Consider the following 22,043-nt stretch of genomic DNA (forward strand, 5'->3'; position numbering starts at 1 on the left):
CTCCTTGTCCTGAGGCGCATGCTTTGCACGTTGATCGGCTCGATGCCAGGCCGGGAGCGGGAACGCCCGCGCCCTGCCTGCGTATAGACTCTTCGACACGCGACATACAGGGGAACCCCACATCGATGAACGCTCCATTGCCCACCCTGGACCAGGCCAGGATCGCCGTGATCGGACTGGGGTACGTCGGGCTGCCGCTGGCGGTCGCGTTCGGCCGCAAGTTCCCCACGCTCGGCTTCGACATCAACGCCACGCGCGTGTCCGAGCTGCGCGAACACCGGGACCACACACTGGAAGTCTCCGCCGATGAGCTGCGCGACACGCCGCTGCTGGACTTCAGCGACGACCCCGCGGCGCTGGCCGGCTGCAACGTCTTCATCGTCACCGTGCCCACGCCCATCGACGACTACAAGCGCCCGGACCTGCGCCCGCTGGAGTCGGCCAGCCGCACGGTCGGCCGCGCCATCGGCAAGGGCGGCGTGGCGATCTTCGAATCGACCGTGTACCCCGGCGCGACCGAAGAAGCCTGCGTGCCGATCATCGAGCGCGAATCCGGCCTGCGCTTCAACCAGGACTTCTATGCCGGCTACAGCCCGGAACGGATCAATCCGGGGGACAAGCAGCACCGTCTGGAAACCATCATGAAGGTCACCTCCGGCTCCACGCCGGAGGTCGCCGATTTCGTGGACGCGCTGTACGGCAGCATCATCACCGCCGGCACGCACAAGGCCAGCAGCATCCGCGTGGCCGAAGCGGCCAAGGTCATCGAAAACACCCAGCGCGACGTCAACATCGCCCTGATCAACGAACTGGCGCTGATCTTCCACCGCCTCGGCATCGATACCCACGAGGTGCTGGAAGCCGCGGGCACCAAGTGGAACTTCCTGCCCTTCCGCCCGGGTCTGGTGGGCGGCCACTGCATCGGCGTGGACCCGTACTACCTGACCCACAAGGCGCAGCAGATCGGCTACCACCCCGACGTGATCCTGGCCGGGCGCCGCATCAACGACGGCATGGGCAGCCACGTGGCGCGCCGCGTGGCAAAGCTGATGGCACGCCGCAACCTGCCTACCGCAGGCGCGAAGGTGCTGGTGCTGGGGCTGGCCTTCAAGGAGAACTGCCCCGACGTGCGCAATACGCGCGTAGTCGACATCGTGGCCGAGCTGCGCAGCTACAACGCGCAGGTCGACGTGCACGATCCGTGGGTCAGCGCCGACGAGGCGAAACACGAGTACGGACTGGATCTGGTGGCGGAACCCCAGGCGGGCCAGTACGATGCGGTCATCCTCGCGGTGGCGCACCGGCAGTTCAGCGAACGCGGCGCCGACGGCATCCGCGGGTTCGGCAAGCCGGGCGCGGTGGTCTTCGACGTGAAGCGTACCCTGCCCCGACACGCGGTCGACGACTGCCTGTGATCCCTTCCTCCTCCAGGAGTACCTGATGCGCGTACTGGTCACCGGCGCCGCCGGCTTCATCGGCTCCCACCTGAGCGAGCGCCTGCTCGCACGGGGCGATGAAGTGCTGGGCTACGACAACCTGAACGCGTATTACGACCCCGCTCTGAAGGAGGCCCGGCTCGCCCGGCTGATGCCGCAGGACGGTTTCAGCTTCGTGCGCGCCTCGCTGGAGGACCGCGCGGCGCTGGAGGCCGCGTTCGACGACTTCAAGCCGCAGCGCGTGGTCAACCTGGCCGCACAGGCAGGCGTGCGCTACTCCCTGGAGAATCCGCACGCCTACATCGACAGCAACATCGTCGGCTTCCTCAACATCCTGGAAGCGTGCCGGCACCGCGGCATCGAGCACCTGGTCTACGCCTCGTCCAGTTCGGTCTACGGCGCCAACCGCAAGCTCCCGTTCGCGGTGGAAGACAGCGTGGACCATCCGGTCAGCCTGTACGCCGCCAGCAAGAAGGCCAACGAGCTGATGGCGCATACGTACAGCCACCTGTTCGGCCTGCCCACCACCGGACTGCGCTTCTTCACCGTGTACGGCCCGTGGGGCCGGCCGGACATGGCGCTGTTCCTGTTCACGAAGAAGATCCTCGCGGGCGAGCCCATCGACGTGTTCAACCACGGCCATCACACCCGCGACTTCACTTATGTCGACGATATCGTCGAGGGCGTGATCCGCACCCTGGACCGCGTACCGGGCCCGGACCCCGCCTACGATCCGCTGGCGCCCACGCCGGCCAGTTCGCTGGCGCCCTACCGCGTGTACAACATCGGCAACCACCAGCCCGTGCAGCTGTTGCGCTACATCGAGGTGCTGGAGGACTGCCTGGGCCGCAAGGCGGAAAAGCGCCTGTTGCCGATGCAGCCCGGCGACGTCCCCGATACCGAGGCCGACGTCGAAGCCCTGCGCCGCGACACCGGGTACTCGCCCGCCACGCCCATCGAAACGGGCGTGCGCCGCTTCGTGGAGTGGTACCGCGCGTTCTACGACGTCTGACGCGCCGCCCCGGATGCCCCGCGGGCATACCGGGATGGCCGGATTCCGCCGCTGCCGTCGTTGTTACCGGCATCGAGCAACTCCAGGGGATCCTCCGATGAAACGCGCCTTTGCCGGCCTAGCCGTCACCGTCCTGTCCCTGCTGCTGGCCGCGTGCGCCACGTCGTCCGGCAGCGAAGCACCGCCACCGGCCACCACCACGCTGGGTACCGATGCGTACCACATCGGCGTGGACGACATCGTGCAGGTGTCGGTGTGGCGCAACCCGGAGCTCGGCATCACCGTGCCGGTCCGCCCCGACGGCATGATCTCCGTGCCGCTGGTGGGCGATGTGGCCGCAGGCGGCCGCACCCCGGGCGAGGTCGCCAAGGACATCCAGGAGCGACTGGCCACCTACGTGCGCGACCCGCAGGTAGCGGTCATCCTGACCGACCTGCGCAGCCATGAATACCTGTCCCGCGTGCGCGTCACCGGCGCCGTGCGCCAACCGGTCTCGCTGCCGTACCGTCCCGGCATGACCGTACTGGATGCCGTGCTGGCCGCCGGCGGCATCACCGAGTTCGCCGCTGCCGACCGCTCCGACCTGCACCGCAAGAGCGCCGAGCAGACGCAGACCTACGCGGTGCGGCTGGACCGCATCCTCAACCGCGGCGACCTGAGCACCAACTACACGGTGTCGCCCGGCGACGTCATCACGGTCCCCGAGCGTACCTTCTGATGAGCCAGAGCAACCTTCCCGCGCGGCGCGGCTATTCCGCGCCGGCGGCACCCTCCGCTGCGCTTTCTCCCAACGACCTGGTGCCCATCCTGATCCGCGAGGCGCGTCGCCATCGGGTCGCGCTGGTCGGCATCTTCGCCGCCGTGGCACTGCTGACCCTCGTGGTGGGCCTGCTGGTGCTGCCGAAGAACTACACCGCCTCCACCACGATCCTGGCGCAGGAGAGCGACATCATCCAGCCCCTGTTGGAAGGCCGCGCCGTGGCGACCGGCGTCGTCGACCGCGCCGGCATCGCGCGCCAGGTGATCTACAGCCGCAGGGTGCTGGAAGACGCGCTGAAGACCGGCGGCTGGCTGGACGACAAGCCCAGCGCCGTCGAGCAGGACCGCCTGATGGAGCAGATCAAGGGTCGCATCGCGATCACCAGCCCGCGCCCCAACCTGATCCAGATCACCTACCGCGACAGCGATGCCAAGCGCACCTACCAGGTGACGGAGCGCCTGAGCGAGATGTTCATCAAGGAGAGCCTGGCGGCGAAGGAACGCGAAAGCCGCGAGGCCTACGAGTTCATCAACAAGCAGGTGCAGGACTACCACGCCAAGCTGCTGGAGGCCGAGGAACGCCTGCGCCAGTACCGCTCGGACAATACCGACGCCCAGCCCGGCAGCGCCACCGACGCCAACACGCGCATCAGCTCGCTGCGCACGACGGTGGAACAGACCCGCATGGCGCTGCTGGAGCAGCGTTCGCGCGAGAACGCGATCGCCTCGCAGCTGTCCGGCGAGTCGGCGGTGACCGCGGTGCAGACGCGCGAGAGCCTGTATCGCGCGCAGTTGCTCGAATTGCAGGGCCAGCTGGACCGCCTGCTGCTGAACTACACCGAGCAGCATCCGGACGTGGTGCGCGTGCGCCACCAGATGGCCGACCTGCAGCAGGCCATGGCCAACGAACAGACGCGCCGCGCCGCCGCGCCGCAGGGAGCCAGCCCGTTCGACGAGGCGCAGATGAACCCGCTCTACCAGGAACTGCGCAGCCAACAGGCGCAGACCCGGCGCGAAGTGGCGGCAACCGCCTCGCGCATGGCGATAGCGGAGTCGATGCTCAATGAAGAATTGAATCGCAGCCGTCGCATCGCCGATTCGGAAAGCGCCCTGGCCGAGCTGACCCGCGACTACGAAGTCAACCGCGACATCTACCAGGACCTGTTGCGCCGGCGCGAGAATGCCCGCGTCTCGATGCAGCTGGACCGCGAGGAGCGTGGCCTGACCCTGCGCGTGCAGGATCCCGCCACCATGCCGTTGCGGCCGACGGGCCTGCGCTTCATGCACTTCGCCATCGGCGGTCTGCTGATGGCGGTGGGCATCCCGCTGGGCCTGCTGTTCCTGCGCGCCCGCTTCGATCCGCGCATCCGCTCGGCCCAGCAGCTGCAGCGCATCACCGAGCGCCCCCTCCTCACTGTGGTGCCGACCTACCATTCGCCGCGCGACCGCCGACAGGAACTCAGTCGCAACGCGATGAGTTTCGGCATCCTGACGCTGGTCATCCTCGCGTACGGGCTGGCGTTCGGCCTCAAGCAGCTTGCCGCCTGAGGCCGCCGCCATGACCTCCTATGCCACCCTGGAAAAGCCCGTGACCCCGGACAACGAACGACTGCATGGCGTTCCCCATCGCACCGACACTTCGCGCTCGCTGGCGTTGATGGACGAACCCACCGCTTTGACGCCGCGCGAACTGGAAGAACGGCGCGTCATCCATCGCAACGATTCCGTCCGCGAGCAGGCCGATGCGTTCCGCGAACTGCGCACCCGCCTGCTGGCGCTGGGAGGCGAGCGCAATTTCGTCACCCTGGTGGCGCCGGTCAGCAACGGCTGCGGCGGCAGCTTCGTGGCCCGCAACCTGGCCACGGCGTTCGCTTTCGACGATGCCAAGAGCGCCCTGCTGATCGACTGCGATGCCCTGCATCCCTCGCAGCACACCGCCCTGGGCGTGGACGCCAGCCACGGCGGCCTGATGGACTACCTGGGCGACAGCGACACCGACCTTGGCCGCATCATCTACCGCACCGGCGTGCCGCGCCTGCGGCTGATCCCCAGCGGCCGCCAGCGCGAGACCACGGGCGAAGCCTTCAGTGCGTTCCGCATGCGCGCGATGGTCGACTCGCTGCGCAGCCGCTACCCGGATCGCTACCTGATCCTGGACAGTCCCTCGGTGCTGGGCTCGCCGGACGCGCGCATCCTGTCCGAGCTGGCCGACCTGGTGGTGCTGGTGGCCGGTTACGGCAAGGTCACGCCGGAGAAGCTGGAGAAGGCCGTCGGCAGTTTTCCTGCCGACAAGGTGGCCGGCGTGGTGTTCAACGAAATCCCGTAAGGCGGCCAAGGAGCAGCGGCATGCGCACCCATCCACTACGCCTCTCCCTCATCGCCGCCGCGGTCCTGGCCACGCTGCCGGGCCACGCGCTCGCCGCCCGCGTGGACTACACCGTGGACCTGGGCATGGAGCGGAACAGCAACGTGACCATGGCGCCGGTCGATCCGATCGAGCAGCGCTACCTGCGTGCCGGCGTCGGCTTCAGCATCACCGAGAACATCTCCGCGCTGCAGCTGAACCTCGATGGCCGCGCGGAGTACCGCGACTACGAGGACGATATCTTCGCCGACACCGTCGACGGCACGTTGTCCGGCCGCCTCAACTGGGTGGCCATCCCGGAGCGCCTGTTCTTCCTGGTGGAAGACAACCTGACGGTGCAGCCGGTGGACTCGCTGGTCCCGGACGGCCCCGGCAACCGCCAGCAGGTGAACGTGTTCTCCGCCGGCCCCACGCTGCTGTTCAACTGGACGCCCTCGCTGCACGGCCAGGCGGAGTTGCGCTACGTGCTCAGCGATGCGGAGGTCACGGACGAATTCAACTCCCAGCGCCTGGCCGGCGCGATCCGCACGATCAAGGAACTGTCGCCGACCAGCCGGGTGTCGCTCAACCTGCAGGCGCAGCGCGTCGATTTCGACGACGACATCGTGGCGCGCGACTACAACCGCTACGACCTCTACGGACGCTACGTGCGCACGCTGGCGAACTTCGAGCTGGGCGCCGACCTGGGCTATTCGCGCATCGACTATCGCCAGGGCGAGTCGCGCTCCGAACCCCTGATGCGCGCGGATGCCGAATGGAACCTGTCGCCGCGCTCGCAGCTGAACATCGCCCTGTCCAGCCAGTTCTCGGACACCGCGACAGACGCCCTGACCGGGATCCAGTCCGAAGCCACGATTCCCGAGAACGTGCTGACCGGCGACGCGGTGGTCAACGCGTCGCCCTACGAGGTGCGCGGCATCGACCTGGGCTATCGCTTTACCGGGACCCGCCTGAACCTGTCCGTCGCGCCGTACGCGCAGAAGCGCGACTATGTGGACTCGGACGAGTTCGACCAGAAGACCCGCGGCGCGCGCTTCGACCTGCACTGGCTGGTGCGGCGCTCGCTGACGCTGGGCACCTACGCCACGTGGGAGCGGCTGGACTACACCCAACTCGGCCGCGAGGACGAAACCTCGCGCGTGGGCGCGAGCCTGGCCTACCACTGGGCGCCACGCTGGACCGCACGCCTGCACGCGGAGCGCTACAAGCGCGACAGCACCGACGCGGGCCAGGACGTTTCGCAGAACATCGTCTATCTGAGCGTCGCCTATTCCAACCGCTGAGGGGTCCGGCATGCGCGCCAAACCTTCCACCCTGCGGACGCATGGCATTCCCAGTGCGGTCCTGCTCGTCCTGGCCCTGCTCGCGGCGGCCATCGGGCACTGCGGATCCGCCGACGCCCCCGAAACGACCTCCCCCTCCCCGTCGCCCGCGCCGCCGGCTGCGGCACCCGCTACGGCGTCCGCTCCCGCGTCGCCGGAACAGTCCGGCGCCGACCTGCTGAAGATCGACCTGACCTTCGTCGACCGCAAATCGCCCGCGTACGCCCGCTTCCGCAGCTGGGTGGATGCGGCCGTCGCGGGTAGCCCCGGCTACGCCTTCAGCGCCAGCGACGCCGCCCTGATGTTCCTGCTCAGCGGCGGCGACAAGTACTGCGACCTCGCCGTGCGGATGGTGGAGAAGGAGGTGGCCGAGGCCGAAGCCGCCATCGCGACCGGTGCGCGTCCTGCGATCGCAGGCGATTCCTATCTGGAAGTCGGTCCCCGGATCGCGGATCTCGCGATGACCCTGCACGCCTGCCGCACCACCATCGACGCGACGCAGCAGCGGCGCTGGTCGTCCTATGCGGAGCAGGCGGTGTGGAACGTCTGGAACCATCCGCGCGCGCAATGGGGCGGGCGGGCGCACGCATGGACAGGCTGGTCGGTCGACAACCCCGGCAACAACTACTACTACAGTTTCATCGAGGCGACGATGTACTGGGCCCTGGTGAGCGGCAGTCCGTCCTGGATGGACGATCTGCGCACGCGCCGCCTGCCGCCGCTGAAGGCCTACTACACCGGGCTGCCGGGTGGCGGCAGCCGGGAAGGCACGGGCTATGGCGCCGCGCAGATGCGCCTGTTCGGCCTGTATCGCCTGTGGAAGGACAGCACCGGCGAGGACCTCGCCGCCGCCAGCACGCATGCGCGCGACAGCATTCCCTATTGGGTGCATGCCACGGTCCCCACCCTGGACCGCTTCGCGCCGATCGGCGACCAGTCGCGCAACTCGGTGCCGGAACTGTTCGACTATCACCGCCGCCTGGTGCTCGAGGCGCGCCAGCTGACCACGGACGAAGAAGCGCGCGCGATGGCGTCGTGGTGGTTGGACAACATCTCGGTGCCGCGGATGACGCAGGGCTTCAACAGCCGCTACGACCTGCTGCCCGCCGGTACGGGCGGCACCCCGCCGTCGGCGCTGGTCTATCTGGCCGAAGGTGCGGGGCATCTGTTCGCCCGCAGCGACTGGGGCAAGGACGCCATGTGGATGTCCTTCGTCGCGGGGCCGTACAACGAAAGCCATGCGCACCAGGAACAGGGCGGCTTCACCCTGTTCGCGCGCGACTGGCTGGCGGTGACCGAGAACATCTGGAGCCACAGCGGCATCCAGCAGGGCACGCCGGTCCACAACGTGGTGCGGTTCGAGCGCGCCGATCCGGATGCGCGCCAATGCGCGGCGCCGCGTGGCGATGTGGTGGTGCACCAGTGCGAAACGCCGCAGTCCCGCGCGCGGTTGACGGTCACGCCGCGTGCCGATGGCGGCGTCACGGCGCAGGCCGACCTGACGCCGGTCTACCGTGGCAACCCCGCCCTGGAATCGTGGCAGCGACGCATCGATTTCGCGGGCCGTACGCTGCGAGTGAAGGACGACTTCCGCCTGGGTGCAGGCACCCGCGCCATCTTCCAGGTCAACGTGCCCGAGCGTCCCGTGGTCCAGGGCAACGAAGCCATCGCCGGCCGCCTGCGCATCCGCGTGCTGGAACCGGCCTCCGCAACATTGAGCGTCCATGCCTGGAGCGACGAGGACCCCCAGGAATTCCGTCGTGGGTGGCGGGTCGACGTAGCCGGCGGCCAGAGCGGCTACACCGTCGAACTCAGCGAAAAATAAGGCTGTTCCCGGCGCCAGCCCACGCCACAGGGTCGACGAGCGGGCCGTCACACTCCCGTGAACTCCCCTGCCGCAGGCTGAACCGGCACGCGTTTCTGTGACCCAGGGCGTCCGTTTGCCTGAAGGCCCCACGTTATGATCCGCCCGCCGTTGCGCGGATCGCATGTAGCGAGGGGGCGCTGCAGCGGGTAGCCACCAGCCTCAGGGCTGTCGTCTTCCATGGTGTTCGTGCGCGGTTTTCTTGCCAGGAGAACCCCTTTGTCGCGCCCGTCCGCCTCCCCCCGCTCCACCCGCCGGCTCCCGCTTGCCCTGATCCTGGGCACCGCCGCACTCACCACCCTGACCGCTGCCAGCGCCGCGGGCGGCCTGTTCGGCCTGCGCGCCCAGGTCTTCGCCTCCGACGCATGGGACCGCGCCGAAGACGGCTTTGCGGACCTGCGCGACACCGGTCGCGACACCATCATCCGCTTCTGGACCCGCACCACGTCTTCGGCCAAGGCCGCACGCAGGACGCGGGAGCGTGGCGGCGCCACACTCCCGGTCGGCAGCGGCGGCACGCCGTCGCTGGGCAGCCTGGGCACCCGTCTCCCGGCCACCGGCGTGGACACCAGCCCGGTGCTGGGCAGCGGCGGCCGGGTCAGTTCGAATTCTTCGCGCCCCCGCCTGGTCAACCTGCCCATGCCGGTTCCGCAGGTCGACAAGAGTTCGACCGCCTATACGCGCTTCAAGGGATGGGTCGATGCCGCCGTCGCCGGCAATCGCGGCTACGGCTTCAGCGCGGCCGAGGCCGCCCTGATGTACCAGCTCTCGCCCGAAGCCAAGTACTGCACGCTGGCCATCCAGATGGTCGAAGAGCAGGTCACCGCCGCCGAATCCGCCATCGCCGCGGGCGGGCGCCCGGCCGTTGCCGGTGATTCGTATCTTGAGGTCGGCCCGATGATCGCCGACGTCGCCTCCACCATGACCGCCTGCGCCGGCAGCATCACCTCCAGCCAGCGCACGCGCTGGTCGGCCTACGCCGAGCAGGCGGTGTGGAACGTCTGGAACTACAACAATGCGCAATGGGGCGGCCGCAGCCATCCGTGGTCCGGCTGGTCGATCAACAATCCCGGCAACAACTACTACTACAGTTTCGTCGAAGCCACGATGTACTGGGCGCTGGCCAGCGGCAACAGCACCTGGTTCAATTTCCTGCGCGACAACAAGCTGGCGGCCCTGCAGGCCTACTTCGCCCGCCTGCCCGGCGGCGGCAGCAGCGAGGGCACCGGTTACGGCACCTCGCACATGCGCCTGTTCTCGCTGTACCGCATCTGGCGCGACGCCACCGGCATGGACCTGGCCAACGCCAGCAGCCATGCGTCCGACAGCATCCCGTACTGGATCCATGCCACCGTGCCGACGATGGACCGCTTCGCGCCCATCGGCGACCAGGCGCGCAGTTCGGTACCTGACCTGTACGACTACCATCGCCGCCTCGTGCTCGAGGCGCGTTCGGTCAACACCAATCCCGTGATCCAGAACCAGGCGACCTGGTGGCTGAACAACATCTCGATCGCACGCATGGGGTCGGGATTTAACTACCGCTACGACCTGTTGCCGGCGGGCACCACGGCGACCCCGCCCACGGACCTGATCTACCACGCGCGCGGCACCGGCCATCTGTTCGCACGCACCGGCTGGACGCGCGACGCGATGTGGCTGGCGATCGTCGCCGGCCCGTACAACGAAAGCCATGCCCACCAGGACCAGGGCTCGTTCACCCTGTTCTCCGGCGACTGGCTGGCCGTCACCGCGAACATCTGGAGCCACAGCGGCATCAACCAGGGCACCGACGTGCACAACCTGGTGCGCTTCGTACGCAACGGCACCGTGGCGCGGCAGTGCGAATCCACCACCCGGGCCTCGACGCTGACGGTCACGCCGGGCAGCGGCGGCGCATTCACGGCCGATGCCAACCTGACCCCGGCGTTCTGCAACACCGACGCGGTGACCAACTGGCGGCGCAATTTCAGTTTCGCCAATCGCCGCCTGACCGTCCGCGACACGTTCTCCATCACCAGCGGCACCACGGCCACCTTCCAGGTGAACGTACCGGTCGCGCCCACCCTGGTGAACAGTCGCGAAGCCACCGCGGGTCGCCTGCGGGTGCGCGTGCTCGAGCCAGCCAACGCCACCATCAACAGCAACTTCAGTACCGGCAAGTACGTGGAAGATGGCGCCCGCTACCGCATCGACGTGCAGGGCGGCACCACGGGTTACGTGGTGGAACTGAGCGAGATCTGATCCCGCGCTTCAGGGATTCCGCACGCGCCGCCGCCCGCGCATGCGCAGGCGGCGGCGCGCGTCGAGCACCTGCACCGGCAGGCAGCTGACCGACATCAGCCCGATGCGCTCCAGCGTGGGGCGCTCGCACAGCGCCGGCGCCAGCAGCCGCCGCGCCGGACGCAGCCTGCGCGCATGGATCAGATGGCGCGCGAAATCGGTGCGGATCGCCCGTATCTTCCAGCGCACCATAGCGGGGGGCAGCGCCAGCATGTCGCCCAGCATCCGCGCGTTGAACATCTCGGCGGCCGCGCATCGCTCGATGCGGCTGGTCAGGCTGCCCTGCGCCGGCGTGTAGTGGCCTACCAGCATGGGACAGGCGCGCACTTTCCAGCCCGCATGCGCGATGCGCAGCCACAGGCTGTAGTCCTCGGCGCCGATGAGCTCACCGCCGTCGAAGAACCCGCCCAGCGCGTCGAACGCCTCGCGCCTGATCACGCTCATCGAGGTGCAGATCCGGTTGCTGCGCCACAGCAGGTCGAAGTCCATCTCCTCGGGCAGTGCCGTGCGGTCCTCGCGCGCGCCACCGTGTACCAGACCGACGCGCGGATCCGCCGCCAGCGCCATCTGTGCGCGCATCTTGTGCGGCAGCCAACTGTCGTCCGCGTCCAGGAACGCCACCCAGGCCGCCGATGTGGCGCGCACACCGGCGTTGCGCGCCGCGGCAGGTCCGGCATTGGCCTGCCGCACCAGCACGACCTTGCCGCGATAGCCAGCCACGATGCGTGCCAGGTCCTCGCCATCGGGCGAGCCGTCGTCCACCACCACCACCTGGCGAGGCGGCAGCGTCTGGGCCATCACGCTGTCCAGCGCTCGCGCCAGCGTGGCCGCGGCCCGGTAGGCGGGAATCACTACGGCATAGTCGCCGAAATTCGTGGAGGAAGAAGACGACACGTCAGACGGGCCTTGAAAGGGGGTTCCGCTTGAGCAGCGCATGGGCCACGTAGTGCAGCATGCACCAGGCCGACCGCGGCAGCGTCAGCCGTTCCACCTTCCGGTAGATGCGCCATTGCCAGCCGGCGGCGCGCAACTTGTTGGCCGATACCGAGCCTCCCCGCACCAGGTAGTACGCCAGCGGACGCGTCTCCGGCACCCGTTCGGCGTGACCGGCACGGCGTACCCGGTCCAGCCAGAATACGTAGTCCTCGTGCCCCGTCTTCTGGAACGCGGCATCGCCCAGCGAGCGCGCGTAGATGCCGGTGAGGTTGCCGATGCGGTTGCTGTAGAGCATGCCTGCATAGTCCACCCGTTCCGGCGGCACCACCTGCGCCAGCGCGCGGCCATCCTCGGCCACCCGCTGGTACGCGGTGTAACAGACGCGCGCGCCGGTACGCGCCATGTGCGCCAGCTGCAGCGCCAGTTTTTCGGGTTCCCACCAGTCGTCGCTGTCCAGGAAGGCGACATGCGTGCCGCGCGCCTCCTGCAGCCCGCGGTTGCGCGCGGCGGCGACGCCGCCATTGGGCTGGCGCACCGCCACCACGCGCGTATCGCGTGCGGCGTAGGCGTCCATGATGGCGGCGGAGCCGTCGCGCGAGCCGTCGTCCACCAGGATCAGTTCCAGCTGCCGGTGCGTCTGTGCAAGCACCGAATCGATCGAACGCACCATGGTCGCCTGCGCGTTGTAGACGGGCATCACCACGCTGACGAGCGTCGCATCCGGTTCCGGCACGGGCGCAACGGGACTCATGCCGCGGCCTGCGCCTGCCGCCCACCCGCCCACGATGCGCGGGGCGGTGGCAGGTGGAAATCGCGGTAGTCGCCGGGATTGCCCTGCATGCCGGCTTCGGCGGCCTTCACGATGTTGTAGGCCTCGCGCGCGCTCACATAGTGCAGCACGTAGCGCTGGCCATCGTTGTAGGCCGACTCCAGATGGTCGTGCATCGCGTCCACCGGCGGACCCAGCAGCGTATCCATGTCGCCTTCCTGGGTGCCATGCGTGTGGATCTTCACGAACACCCACTCGGGACGGCCCTGCACGTGCACGCCGGCCCGCACCCAGGCATCCACGCGCTGCGGGGTCGGCGGCTGCCCGCCACGTACGTCGGCGTTCTCGATGCGCGGCATCAGGCCCATGCGACGATCCTTCCAGTTCAGCCCCAGCGGCCCCTGGATCAGCATCAGGTCCCCGCTCGCCTGTCCTCCCACGCGCACCGGCACGCCGGTATCGTGCGATTTCGGCGCGTCGGGATCATCGGTGGCGTAGTAGATGCTGTTGATCGTGCGGGTCTGCGTATCGCTGGGCGCGGACGGCAGGGTGAAATCCGCATAGCAACCCAACTCGCGCAGCAGGATGAGTTCGTTGTCCAGGCCGCACCAGCGTCCGTCCGGCCGCGAGTTGTCCAGGCACCAGTTGCCGTGGATGAAGCCGAACCGCAGTTCGCCCGTCGCGGGATCGCGCGGCAGCGCGCCGTGCCGCTCGTGCAGCACGCGGCAGAAGCGCCACATGCCCTCGCGGAAGTTGGCCTCGGTGTCGTTGTCGTGGTGCAGGTGCACCTCGATCTCGCCATAGCCTTCGGTGCACAGCGCCGACAGCTTGTCGAGATACTCCGGCACGTACTCTTCCTCGGGGTAGAAGAAACTGTGCTGAGGCGGCCGCCCATCCGCATCGCGGTGCCGCGCCGCCAGCGCGCGATAGTCGCGGCACCAGCGATCGACGCGCTGCCGCTGGGTGGCTTCGTCCGCGCCGTGCCACATGGGCTCGAAGTGATCGACGAAGCAGAACATCACGTGTACGGGGCCCGACGTGGCGGTCACCCGGGGACGGCGCAGGTAACTGCCGATCCATATCTCCATGTTGCGCGACCGCAGCAGCGCCCATACCGCCACCGCCGCCATCGCGAGGATCGCGACCACCGCCGCTGCCGCCCACACCAGAATGTCCACGCGCCTCCCCTTCGTCCTGTCGGCGTGCGCCGACGCACCCGTCACCATCGAGAACGCGGCGAGGGCGCCGCACCGGCCACGCGGAGGATCTTCAGCGGACGTGCGGCAACGCGCGCAGCGAGAATCCCTGTGCGATCCACGCGGGGATCAGCGCACGCAGCAACGTCAGCGAATGCTCGCTGTCGTCGTGCATCAGGATGATGTCGCCACCGCGCGGCGGATGGCGCTGGATCGTTTCCAGCAACTCCGGCACCGGCCGGCGACTGTAGTCCAGGCTGTCGTAGGACCAGTAATCGATGCGGTGGCGCCGACGCACCAGGCTGGCCAGCATCGCCCCTGTCAGCACGCCGCGCGGAGGCCGGAACGCATGCCGCGGGCGGCCATCGATGCCGGTGAGCAGGCGCTGGGTGCGTTCGATCTCTCCCAGCTGCTCATCCAGCGTCAGCGCTTCGAACCGCGGGTGCGAATAGGAATGGTTGCCCAGCGTATGCCCTTCCGACGCGATGCGGCGCGCCAGTGCATCGTGGCGCTCCACCTCGCGCCCGACCAGGAAGAAGCTGGCCTTGGCACCATGCTCCGCCAGCAGGTCCAGCAGCGCGGGCGTGTGGTCCGGATGGGGGCCATCGTCGAAGGTGAGATACAGGTTGCGCGCCGCGTCCGTCGGGCCGGACGTCATCAGCCAGCCGTTCGGCAGGAAGCGCAGCACTCTCAGTCGGCGCGGGCGCGGATTCATGGCGATGCGTTCGACGGGGGAAGCGGTGCGTTCATGATACGCGGCCTTGCAGCGCCATCGCCGCCGAGGACAGGTCGGACGAGACATCGTAAAGGCCGTGGTAGCGCTCGGCCATGGTGCGGAACGAGGCTTCCGCTTGGGCCCAGGCGTAACCTGCCCGCCCCATGGCGGCGGCCTGTTCGCCGCCGCGCAGCAGAGCGATCAGCGCGGTCGCGATGGCGGCGGTGTCGCCCGAGGGCACCAGCCGACCGTTGATGCCATGGCGGACGATCTCGCGGTTGCCTCCCACGTCGGTCGCCACGATCGGCAGCGACGATGCGCACGCTTCCAGCAAGGCGACCGAATACCCCTCGCTCGTCGATGTCAGGGCGAAGACCTCCATGCCGGTCAGCAAGCGCGGCACGTCGTGGCGGTCACCCATGAAACGCACCGCATCGGACAGCCCCGCCTGTTCGGCCTGGGCCTCAAGCGCAGCACGCAGGGGACCATCGCCCACGATCACCAGCGCCGCTTCAGGCACCTGCACCCTCACCTTCGCGAACGCGCGCAGCAGCAGGGCGTGGTCCTTCACCGGCTGCAGCCGGCCCACGGTACCGATGATGCGGCTGCCGGTCGGCAATCCCAACTCGGCGACAAGCGACTGGCGCGCCACGTCGTCGGCGGGCCGGAAGCGCTCCAGGCGGATGCCGTTGGGCACGGACAGCAGCGCGCGCCGCGGACGCATACCGTCGGCGGCAAAGCGCTGGCGCGCCGCCTCGCACACCGCGACCGCATAGTCGGTGCCGCGCAGGCTTTGTCGGTACAGCCATTCCTGCCTGCCGCTCCGGGTGCGCCCCCCCATGCCGTGGCGTGTGTTGATCCTGCATTTCACGGGCAGGCCGAGGGAGGCGAGCACGGCGTAGTAGTGCGCCATCGCGTTATGGGTGTGGATCACCGCATCGGGCGACTGGCGGATCAGCGCGCGCGCGCGCCGCAGTGCGCGCAGGTCCAGCCCGGGACGCTTTCCGCAGGCATCCACGCGTACGCCGCTGGCCAGCAGTTCCCGGGCCAGCAGCCCCAGCTTGAACAGGCAGATCACCCGGCACTCATGGCCCGCATCGCGCTGGCTCGCGATCAGGTCCACCACGGTGCGTTCAAGGCCACCGCGATCCAGGTTCTCGACGACATGCACGATCTCCACGCTTTTCCTAACCCCCCAGCTCAGACACGGTGACGCGTTGCTTCCCGCTGGGCGTCAGCGGAATCTCGTCCGTCAGGCGGAACTCCAGCGCCACGCTGTCGCCCACCACCTTCACCAATTCGCCGCGCACGCGCTCGATGACGCCCGGGTCGAACCCTTCATCCGGCACGACCAGGATCTCGAACGCATCCAGGCGCTTCTGCACGACCTGGTAGCGGCGGATGCCGGTCGCATAGAGAAAGGCGTACACCACGTACTCGCCCGGCACGAACCGCCCGTCCGGGGTCCGCAGCGCATCCAGCTTGCGCCCGTCCACGCTCGCCAGCCGCGGCAACCCGCGCCCGCAGGCGCAGCGCCCATGGCCCGGCGTGGCCAGATCGCCGTTGACGTACCGGAGCAGCGGCATGCCGTAGTTGTGCAGATCGCTGACGACCAGCTCGCACGGACCGTCCGCGCCGGCCCCTTCGCCGTGCCCCAACTCCACCACCAGGTGGTCGGCGTTCACGTGCAGGCCGTCGCGGTGTTCGCACTCGGCGGCGATGAGCATGAACTCGCGGCAGCCGTAGGTATTGAACGCCGGCGCACCGAAGGCCTGCTCGATGCGCTGTTTCTGCGACGCGTGCAAGGCTTCCGCCGCGCCGAGGATACGCGCGGGCGCATGCACGCGCCGGCCGCTGGCGGTCAGCCAGTCCGCCATTTCCACGATCGGCGCCACGTAGGACACGATGGTCTCGGGACGGAAACGGTCGATCGCATCGGCGTACTCGGCGATCCGGGCGCGGTCCATGTCGAAGGCGTTGAGCATGCGACGGTTGAACGCGCCGTGGAACAGGCGCTCCTTGCGCTTCTGCGCGCCCAGCGGCGTGCCCCACAGGTACAGCGTCCGTTGCCCGAGGCGTGCGCCGGCCCAGCCGTACCCCCGCCACATGACCGCCACCCGGCGCTCGTAGCTCTCCCGGGTATAGCCGAACTTCAGGGGCTCGCCGGTGGAGCCGCCCGTGGTCTTGTAGAAAAGGCCCGCGCGATGGGTGTCAGCGATCAGGCGGTCGAAGTTTGCCCGGATGGTGGGCTTGTCCAGCACGGGCAGGCACGCGAAATGCGCGCGGTCGCGGATGTCCTCGGGCGAGGCGACGCCCAGCGCCGACCAGGTCTGCCGGTAGTACGGCACATGGTCCCAGCAATGGCGCAGCAGCGCCTGCAGCTTTCGCCACTGCAGCGCATCGATCTGCTCCGGATCCAGCCACTGCTGCCGCTCGTACTCCCGCAGGTAGGCCAGCGTCTTGCGGCGGCGCAGCCCCGACTCGTAGGCGGGAAACAGCACGTGGCGGAACAGCGGTTCGTACAGACTGGCCATCATGCGTTCTCCCCTGCGCGTGCATGCGCCCAGGCAAGCAACCGTGCACCTGCGCGCGGCCGGCCCGCGGCGAACCGCCGATGCAGCAGCTGCAGATGCTCGATGTCGTCGCGACTCCAGCAACGCAGTACCAGCGTGAACAGCGCATACGACAGCACCAGCAGCACGCCGCCCAGCACCACCGCCGCCCACGGCACCAGGTGACCGCGCAGCGGCCAGGCCAGCGCGGCGGCCAGTGCGCCCGCCAGTGCCACGCGCCCGAGTGCGCCCCATGCGGGCCGCGCATGGCTGATCCGGATCGCCAGTGAGATGTAGGCCGTGGCGTTGACCAGGGCCACGGTCAGGTAGGCGACCACCGCGCCCACCAGGGCGTAATGGGCGATCAGCACGGCGTCCAGCGCCAGCTTGAGCACGCCGCACATCACCACCAGCACCAGGATGCTCCGCTGACGGTCCGCACTGACCAGCAGGCTGGAAGCCCCCTGCGTCATGGTCGTCACGCAGGTCGCGAACAGGCACGCGGAGAACAACGGGCCGGCCGCCCAGTATTCCTTCCCGTACAGCAGGTGGATCACGTCGTTGCCGAACACCAGGCCGAACGCCATCAGCGGCGTCGCCAGCAAGGCCAGGTAGTGGGTGGTGCCGACGAAGCGCCGCGCCGCCACCTCCCTGCCCTGGCTCAGTGCGCCCGCCATCATCGGCAGCAGCAGCGCACCGAACACGCCCGGCACCAGCGCCGCCGCGCCCACGGCCAGCTGGTAGGCCACCTTGAACTGGCCCGCGTCGTGGCTGTCGGCGTACAGGTTGAGGAACATCACCTCCACCTCGCTCGCCACCAGGAAGCTCACCGACACCGTCAGCGCCGTCCAGCGCATGTGGTGGCCCATCCTGGCGCGCAGCGCCGGGGGCAGCACGACGCCGGGGCGGCGCGGCGGCAGCAAGGGACGGATCTGCCGCAGCGACACCACGTAGAACACGATGCCCGACAGCGAGAACACCGCCAGCAACCATTCCACCGGCGCATCGAGTTGCCACGCCGCGATCACCAGCAGCAGGTTGATCGGCGTGGAGACCAGCGCGACGATCGCGGTCGCCCGGAAGTTCTCGAACCCCTTCGCCACGCCGATGTTGAACATGTAGGACGAGCGCAGGACCACACCCACTATCAAGAAGCCGAGCAGCATCACGTGGTTCATCCCGGGCGCGACATGGTCGCCCGCGAAGATGAACAGTGCCGCGCCTCCGGCCAGCACGAAAAGCATGAACACGCGCTGCGCCTTGCGCAGGTAGCTCAGGACGTAGGGGATCTGCTCCAGGTGGCCGGCGCCGCGCAGCTCGGCCACGAACTTGATGGCCGCACTGGCTGTGCCGGAGTTGGTGGTGGCCACGCCGACCGCCACCAGCCAGATCACCAGGCTGTAGGTACCGAAGCCGTCGGGGCCCAGGTGGCGGGCGATGATGATCGACGTGAGCATGCCCAGCACGTACTCGGTGTACATGCCCACCGAAGAGAAGAACGTGTTGCTGAGCGTGCGCGAGCGGTCGTTCATGCCAGGGCCAGAAGGACCTTCACGGTCAGGTATAGCCCAATAACGCCGATTACGGCGTAGGAAGGCCAGCGGATGAGATCCTTCTCGAGGGAGAACACGGGCAGGCTGGGATACGTGGCGCGCATCCGCGTGTAGTGGCCCACGACCAGCGCGACAAGCAGGTACAGGATGACCACATAGCTGCGGCTGAGGAAGAACGCCGCGGTGAAGAAGCCAGTCAGCGACAGCAGCAGGCACAGGCTCAGGGCCTTGTCCGTCTTCCAGTCCTTCAGGGCCACCTCGTCGGGCACCTCCAGGGGGACGTCGTCGATGATGTCGTCGCCGCGCTCCACGACGGCCAGCATCATGCGGAAGCAGTAGCCCACGATGGCCAGCCAGATCGTGAAGCCGATGATGCCTGTCTCGGCCAGCACCAGGACGAAGGAGTTGTGCGCGGTCAGTTCGTGCAGGTCCGAATAGCCGCCGGCGCCGATGCCGAACACCGGACTGCCGATGAACATCTGGATGCCCTCGTACCAGGACTCGACGCGCCCCATGGCCGACGCCTCGGAGACTTCCATCTCCTGCAGGCGCGAGGGCAGCATCATCAGTCCGCCCAGCGCCCCCACGCCCATCAGGGCGGCCATCACCACGCCGCGGGTGCGCCACACATAGACGCCCAGCATGGCCACCAGCGCCAGCAGCGTGCCACGCGAATTGGTCAGGTAGCAGCCCCACACCAGCAGCACGATGGCCGTCCACCAGAACAGGCGCTTCAGGCCCAGCCAGCCACCGCGGCCGCTCAGGTAGAACGCCATCGGCAGGCACATCACGAACAGCATGCCCAGGTCGTTGGGATCGTTGAAGATGCCGACGTACTGGATGCGCGTGCCCTGCGACAGTTCCACCCCCGTCCAGCCGATGCCCGTGCTGGCCTGCTCGATGCCGTGCACCGCCAGCACCGAGGCGCAGATCACGAACACCCCCATCGCCGCCTGCAGGCGCGCGCGCGTGTCCACGGCGTTGGCGAGCAGCACGTAGGCCAGCAGCACCGGCGCGAACACGAAGAACACGAACAGCGCGCCTCCCGCCCAGCCGTTCACCACCTTGGAGACCATGGCCACCAGCAGGAACGCCGGAATCAGCAGGTACTGCGGCTGGTTGAACGACTTGCGCTGCGAGAACAGCCACAGGCCGGCCGCCAGCACCAGCGCGATCGACTGCAGCGGCGGCCCGGGCGATTCGGCCACCGCGGGATAGTCCTGGGGCCGGATCAGCACCAGCACCAGATACACCAACAAGAAATAGAACATGTCCCCTGTCGCTCCCCTGCCTCAACCCGTTCGCAATCGCGAGGCGTAGGTGAACAGTTCCGGCATCGCCATCATCGCCTGGAACCACGGCATGTCCATGTGCCGCTCCACCGGCAGCCGCGGCAACGCGTACTGCGTGCGCGGGCCCGGACGGCTCACACCGGCCACGTAGCTGCACGCCAGGTCGAATCCCGCCTCGCGTACCGCCTGCACCGTATCGTGATTGAACGCGTCGGGCCCGCCCACCGGGTACGAGATGACCCGCGCCGGCACGCCCAGCTCCCGCTCCAGCGCCTGCTTGGACCCGCGCACCTCGTCCAGCATGCGTCCCGGCGACAGCTTGGCCAGCATGCGGTGGTCCACGCCGTGCGAACCGATCTCCATGCCGCCGCGCTGCATCTCGCGCAGCTGGTCCCAGGTCATCGGCCGGCAGTCCGGATGTCCGCCCGCGCGCAGGATGCCCCAGTCCGCTTCCAGCCGCGAGACGAGGTCCGCCTGCATGTCGTCGTCCAGCAGCTTCACCCGGTAAAGCAGGTCGGCGGCCTGCCGCCGGCGTTCCGGCAGGGCCGCCTCGATGCGCCAGTCGATGTCCAGCGCGGGCACGTGCAGGCGCTCGCCCGCAGGGACCGAGCACAGCATGTGCACCAGCCAGTCGTACGCATACGGCCGGCCCGAGTCGATGTGCCCGGTGGAGACGAAGAACATCGCCGACATGCCCAGTTCGCGCAGGATCGGGAACGCGACCCGGTAGTTGTCGTCGTAGCCGTCGTCGAAGGTCACCAGGACAGCACCGGCCGGCAGCGGCACGCCCCGCTGCTGGTGGTCCAGCACCTCGTCGAAACGCATCGGCACGAAGTGCGCCTTCAGATGGCGCATCTGTTCGCGGAACGCCTCGGCGGACGCGCTGATCAGCTCGGGGTCGAAGCTGAAGTCCTGCGGCTCGGCGGACTCCAGCACACGGTGGTACGCCAGCACGCGCGCTTCCCCGCGCGCGCCCGGCCTCACCCGCTTCAGCAATGGCAGCGCACCCAGCCGATGGCACCAGCGTGCCAGCAACTGGCGGCGTCCTACGCGCGCCGCGACGCTCACCGATGATCCCCTGGTCATCATCTTCCGCATGTTCGGCAACCTTGCCTGTGCAGGGGTATACGCAAAAAGGAAGCGCACGCGGCCAGGGCGCGACTGGCCGGATCGGCCCCCGGATCGCGTATTGCAGGTAAAGCAGACACCACGCGCCGGACCGGCGCCGACGGCGAAACAGGGGCGCGTCACCAATGTCGGAAGATACCGACTTCGTCAGCATGTACGAAGAACTGGGGCTGGACGCCGAGTGCGGCATGGACGCATTCAAGCAGGCCTACCGCCGTCGCGTGGCCGCCCTGCACCCTGACATGCAGGGCGATGATTCGGACCTGCCGCGCCTGCAGCGGCTCAACCGGATGTACGAGGCCACCCTCGATTTCCATCGCCTGCATGGCCGGCTGCCGGGCGCGTCGGCACCTCCCCGCGCCACGCGCGCACCCGCCCCGTCGGACCTGGACGAAGCCGCCTGGGCGCCGGATATCGAAGCCCCGGCGGCACCGCGCGGACGCCGGCGCTATCTACTGGCCGGCGCCCTGTTGGCGGCGTTGCTGTACTGGCTGGGCGCGCACCGCACCTCCATTCCCACCCTGGATCCGACCGGACCCGGCGACAGTGCCGCCGAGGCCTGGATGCCGCGTCCCTCCAAGCAGCTGGAACTGGGCATGGATCCGGATCAGGCTCGGCGCATCCTGGGTGATCCCACCGTCGAACACCCCGCACGCTGGCAGTACGGGCCGTCGTGGGTCGACTTCGAATGCGGCAGGGTCAGTGGCTGGTACAGCGCGCCGGCACGGCCCCTGCAGGTGGAACGGGATTCGGCGCACCAGGTGGCCGCGGGGCCGCGTGGCGCGACGGACTGCAGTTGACGTAGAACAGGGAAAGGGGACAGCGGAATGTGGAGCGATGCCACCAGATTGCTGAGGAAGG

18 protein-coding genes are annotated in these 22,043 nt (G+C 68.6%); 9 read left to right on the plus strand and 9 right to left on the minus strand.

What is annotated here, in order from left to right; genetic code table 11:
- The first annotated feature begins 125 nt into the window (after positions 1 to 125).
- The 8 genes from IAE60_RS16215 to IAE60_RS16250 all read left to right on the plus strand — a co-directional run bounded on the left by IAE60_RS16215 (position 126) and on the right by IAE60_RS16250 (position 11,002).
- Positions 126 to 1,415 (plus strand): nucleotide sugar dehydrogenase, encoded by a 1,290-nt coding sequence (locus tag IAE60_RS16215; RefSeq protein ID WP_271249481.1) that lies wholly within the window; start codon positions 126 to 128, stop codon positions 1,413 to 1,415.
- Positions 1,416 to 1,440: 25 nt separating this feature from the next.
- Complete coding sequence (locus tag IAE60_RS16220) at positions 1,441 to 2,448, plus strand: NAD-dependent epimerase (protein WP_187573031.1); 1,008 nt, start codon at positions 1,441 to 1,443, stop codon at positions 2,446 to 2,448.
- Positions 2,449 to 2,545: 97 nt separating this feature from the next.
- Positions 2,546 to 3,166 carry an XrtA/PEP-CTERM system exopolysaccharide export protein gene (locus tag IAE60_RS16225; protein ID WP_185896591.1) on the plus strand — a complete coding sequence of 207 codons (621 nt, stop codon included), beginning with the start codon at positions 2,546 to 2,548 and terminating at the stop codon, positions 3,164 to 3,166.
- Positions 3,166 to 4,755, plus strand: a complete 1,590-nt coding sequence (locus IAE60_RS16230; protein WP_162110901.1) for an XrtA system polysaccharide chain length determinant — start codon at positions 3,166 to 3,168, stop codon at positions 4,753 to 4,755. The genes IAE60_RS16225 and IAE60_RS16230 overlap by 1 nt, the downstream gene beginning before the upstream one ends.
- A gap of 10 nt (positions 4,756 to 4,765) precedes the next feature.
- A complete protein-coding gene (locus tag IAE60_RS16235) occupies positions 4,766 to 5,533 on the plus strand; it encodes a P-loop NTPase family protein (RefSeq protein WP_187573032.1) in 768 nt (255 codons plus the stop codon).
- Between the two features lie 20 nt (positions 5,534 to 5,553).
- On the plus strand, positions 5,554 to 6,855 hold the full coding sequence (locus IAE60_RS16240) for an outer membrane beta-barrel protein (RefSeq protein ID WP_162110903.1): 1,302 nt from the start codon (positions 5,554 to 5,556) through the stop codon (positions 6,853 to 6,855).
- 10 nt (positions 6,856 to 6,865) lie between these two features.
- On the plus strand, positions 6,866 to 8,719 hold the full coding sequence (locus IAE60_RS16245) for a hypothetical protein (RefSeq protein WP_187573033.1): 1,854 nt from the start codon (positions 6,866 to 6,868) through the stop codon (positions 8,717 to 8,719).
- Positions 8,720 to 8,977: 258 nt separating this feature from the next.
- Positions 8,978 to 11,002, plus strand: a complete 2,025-nt coding sequence (locus IAE60_RS16250; RefSeq protein ID WP_185896595.1) for a heparinase II/III family protein — start codon at positions 8,978 to 8,980, stop codon at positions 11,000 to 11,002.
- A 9-nt stretch (positions 11,003 to 11,011) separates the two neighbouring features.
- Here the strand turns inward: IAE60_RS16250 and IAE60_RS16255 are convergent, their stop codons facing one another.
- The 9 genes from IAE60_RS16255 to IAE60_RS16295 form a co-directional block, all read right to left on the minus strand.
- A complete protein-coding gene (locus IAE60_RS16255; RefSeq protein ID WP_187573034.1) occupies positions 11,012 to 11,935 on the minus strand; it encodes a glycosyltransferase family 2 protein in 924 nt (307 codons plus the stop codon).
- Position 11,936: 1 nt separating this feature from the next.
- Positions 11,937 to 12,728: a glycosyltransferase family 2 protein gene (locus IAE60_RS16260; protein ID WP_187573035.1), complete on the minus strand. Its 792-nt coding sequence runs from the start codon at positions 12,726 to 12,728 to the stop codon at positions 11,937 to 11,939.
- Positions 12,725 to 13,924 carry a hypothetical protein gene (locus IAE60_RS16265; protein ID WP_244966597.1) on the minus strand — a complete coding sequence of 400 codons (1,200 nt, stop codon included), beginning with the start codon at positions 13,922 to 13,924 and terminating at the stop codon, positions 12,725 to 12,727. Before IAE60_RS16265 ends, IAE60_RS16260 begins: the two co-directional genes overlap by 4 nt.
- A 91-nt stretch (positions 13,925 to 14,015) precedes the next feature.
- Complete coding sequence (locus IAE60_RS16270) at positions 14,016 to 14,657, minus strand: polysaccharide deacetylase family protein (RefSeq protein ID WP_187573036.1); 642 nt, start codon at positions 14,655 to 14,657, stop codon at positions 14,016 to 14,018.
- Between the two features lie 31 nt (positions 14,658 to 14,688).
- The gene (locus tag IAE60_RS16275; protein WP_162111023.1) at positions 14,689 to 15,837 is read right to left on the minus strand and encodes a glycosyltransferase; all 1,149 of its coding nucleotides are present in this window, start codon (positions 15,835 to 15,837) and stop codon (positions 14,689 to 14,691) included.
- Between the two features lie 7 nt (positions 15,838 to 15,844).
- Positions 15,845 to 17,194 carry a phenylacetate--CoA ligase family protein gene (locus tag IAE60_RS16280; RefSeq protein ID WP_244966598.1) on the minus strand — a complete coding sequence of 450 codons (1,350 nt, stop codon included), beginning with the start codon at positions 17,192 to 17,194 and terminating at the stop codon, positions 15,845 to 15,847.
- Positions 17,191 to 18,741: an oligosaccharide flippase family protein gene (locus IAE60_RS16285; RefSeq protein ID WP_187573037.1), complete on the minus strand. Its 1,551-nt coding sequence runs from the start codon at positions 18,739 to 18,741 to the stop codon at positions 17,191 to 17,193. Before IAE60_RS16285 ends, IAE60_RS16280 begins: the two co-directional genes overlap by 4 nt.
- Complete coding sequence (locus IAE60_RS16290) at positions 18,738 to 20,033, minus strand: O-antigen ligase family protein (protein ID WP_187573038.1); 1,296 nt, start codon at positions 20,031 to 20,033, stop codon at positions 18,738 to 18,740. Before IAE60_RS16290 ends, IAE60_RS16285 begins: the two co-directional genes overlap by 4 nt.
- Positions 20,034 to 20,054: 21 nt before the next feature.
- Complete coding sequence (locus IAE60_RS16295; RefSeq protein WP_187573039.1) at positions 20,055 to 21,140, minus strand: polysaccharide deacetylase family protein; 1,086 nt, start codon at positions 21,138 to 21,140, stop codon at positions 20,055 to 20,057.
- A 167-nt stretch (positions 21,141 to 21,307) separates the two neighbouring features.
- Here IAE60_RS16295 and IAE60_RS16300 point away from each other — a divergent pair, with 167 nt between their 5' ends.
- Positions 21,308 to 21,982, plus strand: coding sequence for a J domain-containing protein (locus IAE60_RS16300; RefSeq protein ID WP_187573040.1), 675 nt, complete (start codon positions 21,308 to 21,310; stop codon positions 21,980 to 21,982).
- The last annotated feature ends 61 nt before the right edge of the window (positions 21,983 to 22,043 follow it).

It is taken from the genome of Pseudoxanthomonas mexicana, assembly GCF_014397415.1.
GTDB lineage: Bacteria > Pseudomonadota > Gammaproteobacteria > Xanthomonadales > Xanthomonadaceae > Pseudoxanthomonas_A > Pseudoxanthomonas_A mexicana.

Coding starts and splice junctions, on each gene's coding strand:
- IAE60_RS16215 (WP_271249481.1), top strand. CDS start 126: ATGAACGCTCCATTGCCCACCCTGGACCAGGCCAGGATCGCCGTGATC.
- IAE60_RS16220 (WP_187573031.1), top strand. CDS start 1,441: ATGCGCGTACTGGTCACCGGCGCCGCCGGCTTCATCGGCTCCCACCTG.
- IAE60_RS16225 (WP_185896591.1), top strand. CDS start 2,546: ATGAAACGCGCCTTTGCCGGCCTAGCCGTCACCGTCCTGTCCCTGCTG.
- IAE60_RS16230 (WP_162110901.1), top strand. CDS start 3,166: ATGAGCCAGAGCAACCTTCCCGCGCGGCGCGGCTATTCCGCGCCGGCG.
- IAE60_RS16235 (WP_187573032.1), top strand. CDS start 4,766: ATGACCTCCTATGCCACCCTGGAAAAGCCCGTGACCCCGGACAACGAA.
- IAE60_RS16240 (WP_162110903.1), top strand. CDS start 5,554: ATGCGCACCCATCCACTACGCCTCTCCCTCATCGCCGCCGCGGTCCTG.
- IAE60_RS16245 (WP_187573033.1), top strand. CDS start 6,866: ATGCGCGCCAAACCTTCCACCCTGCGGACGCATGGCATTCCCAGTGCG.
- IAE60_RS16260 (WP_187573035.1), bottom strand. CDS start 12,728: ATGAGTCCCGTTGCGCCCGTGCCGGAACCGGATGCGACGCTCGTCAGC.
- IAE60_RS16270 (WP_187573036.1), bottom strand. CDS start 14,657: ATGAATCCGCGCCCGCGCCGACTGAGAGTGCTGCGCTTCCTGCCGAAC.
- IAE60_RS16280 (WP_244966598.1), bottom strand. CDS start 17,194: ATGATGGCCAGTCTGTACGAACCGCTGTTCCGCCACGTGCTGTTTCCC.
- IAE60_RS16285 (WP_187573037.1), bottom strand. CDS start 18,741: ATGAACGACCGCTCGCGCACGCTCAGCAACACGTTCTTCTCTTCGGTG.
- IAE60_RS16290 (WP_187573038.1), bottom strand. CDS start 20,033: ATGTTCTATTTCTTGTTGGTGTATCTGGTGCTGGTGCTGATCCGGCCC.
- IAE60_RS16295 (WP_187573039.1), bottom strand. CDS start 21,140: ATGACCAGGGGATCATCGGTGAGCGTCGCGGCGCGCGTAGGACGCCGC.
- IAE60_RS16300 (WP_187573040.1), top strand. CDS start 21,308: ATGTCGGAAGATACCGACTTCGTCAGCATGTACGAAGAACTGGGGCTG.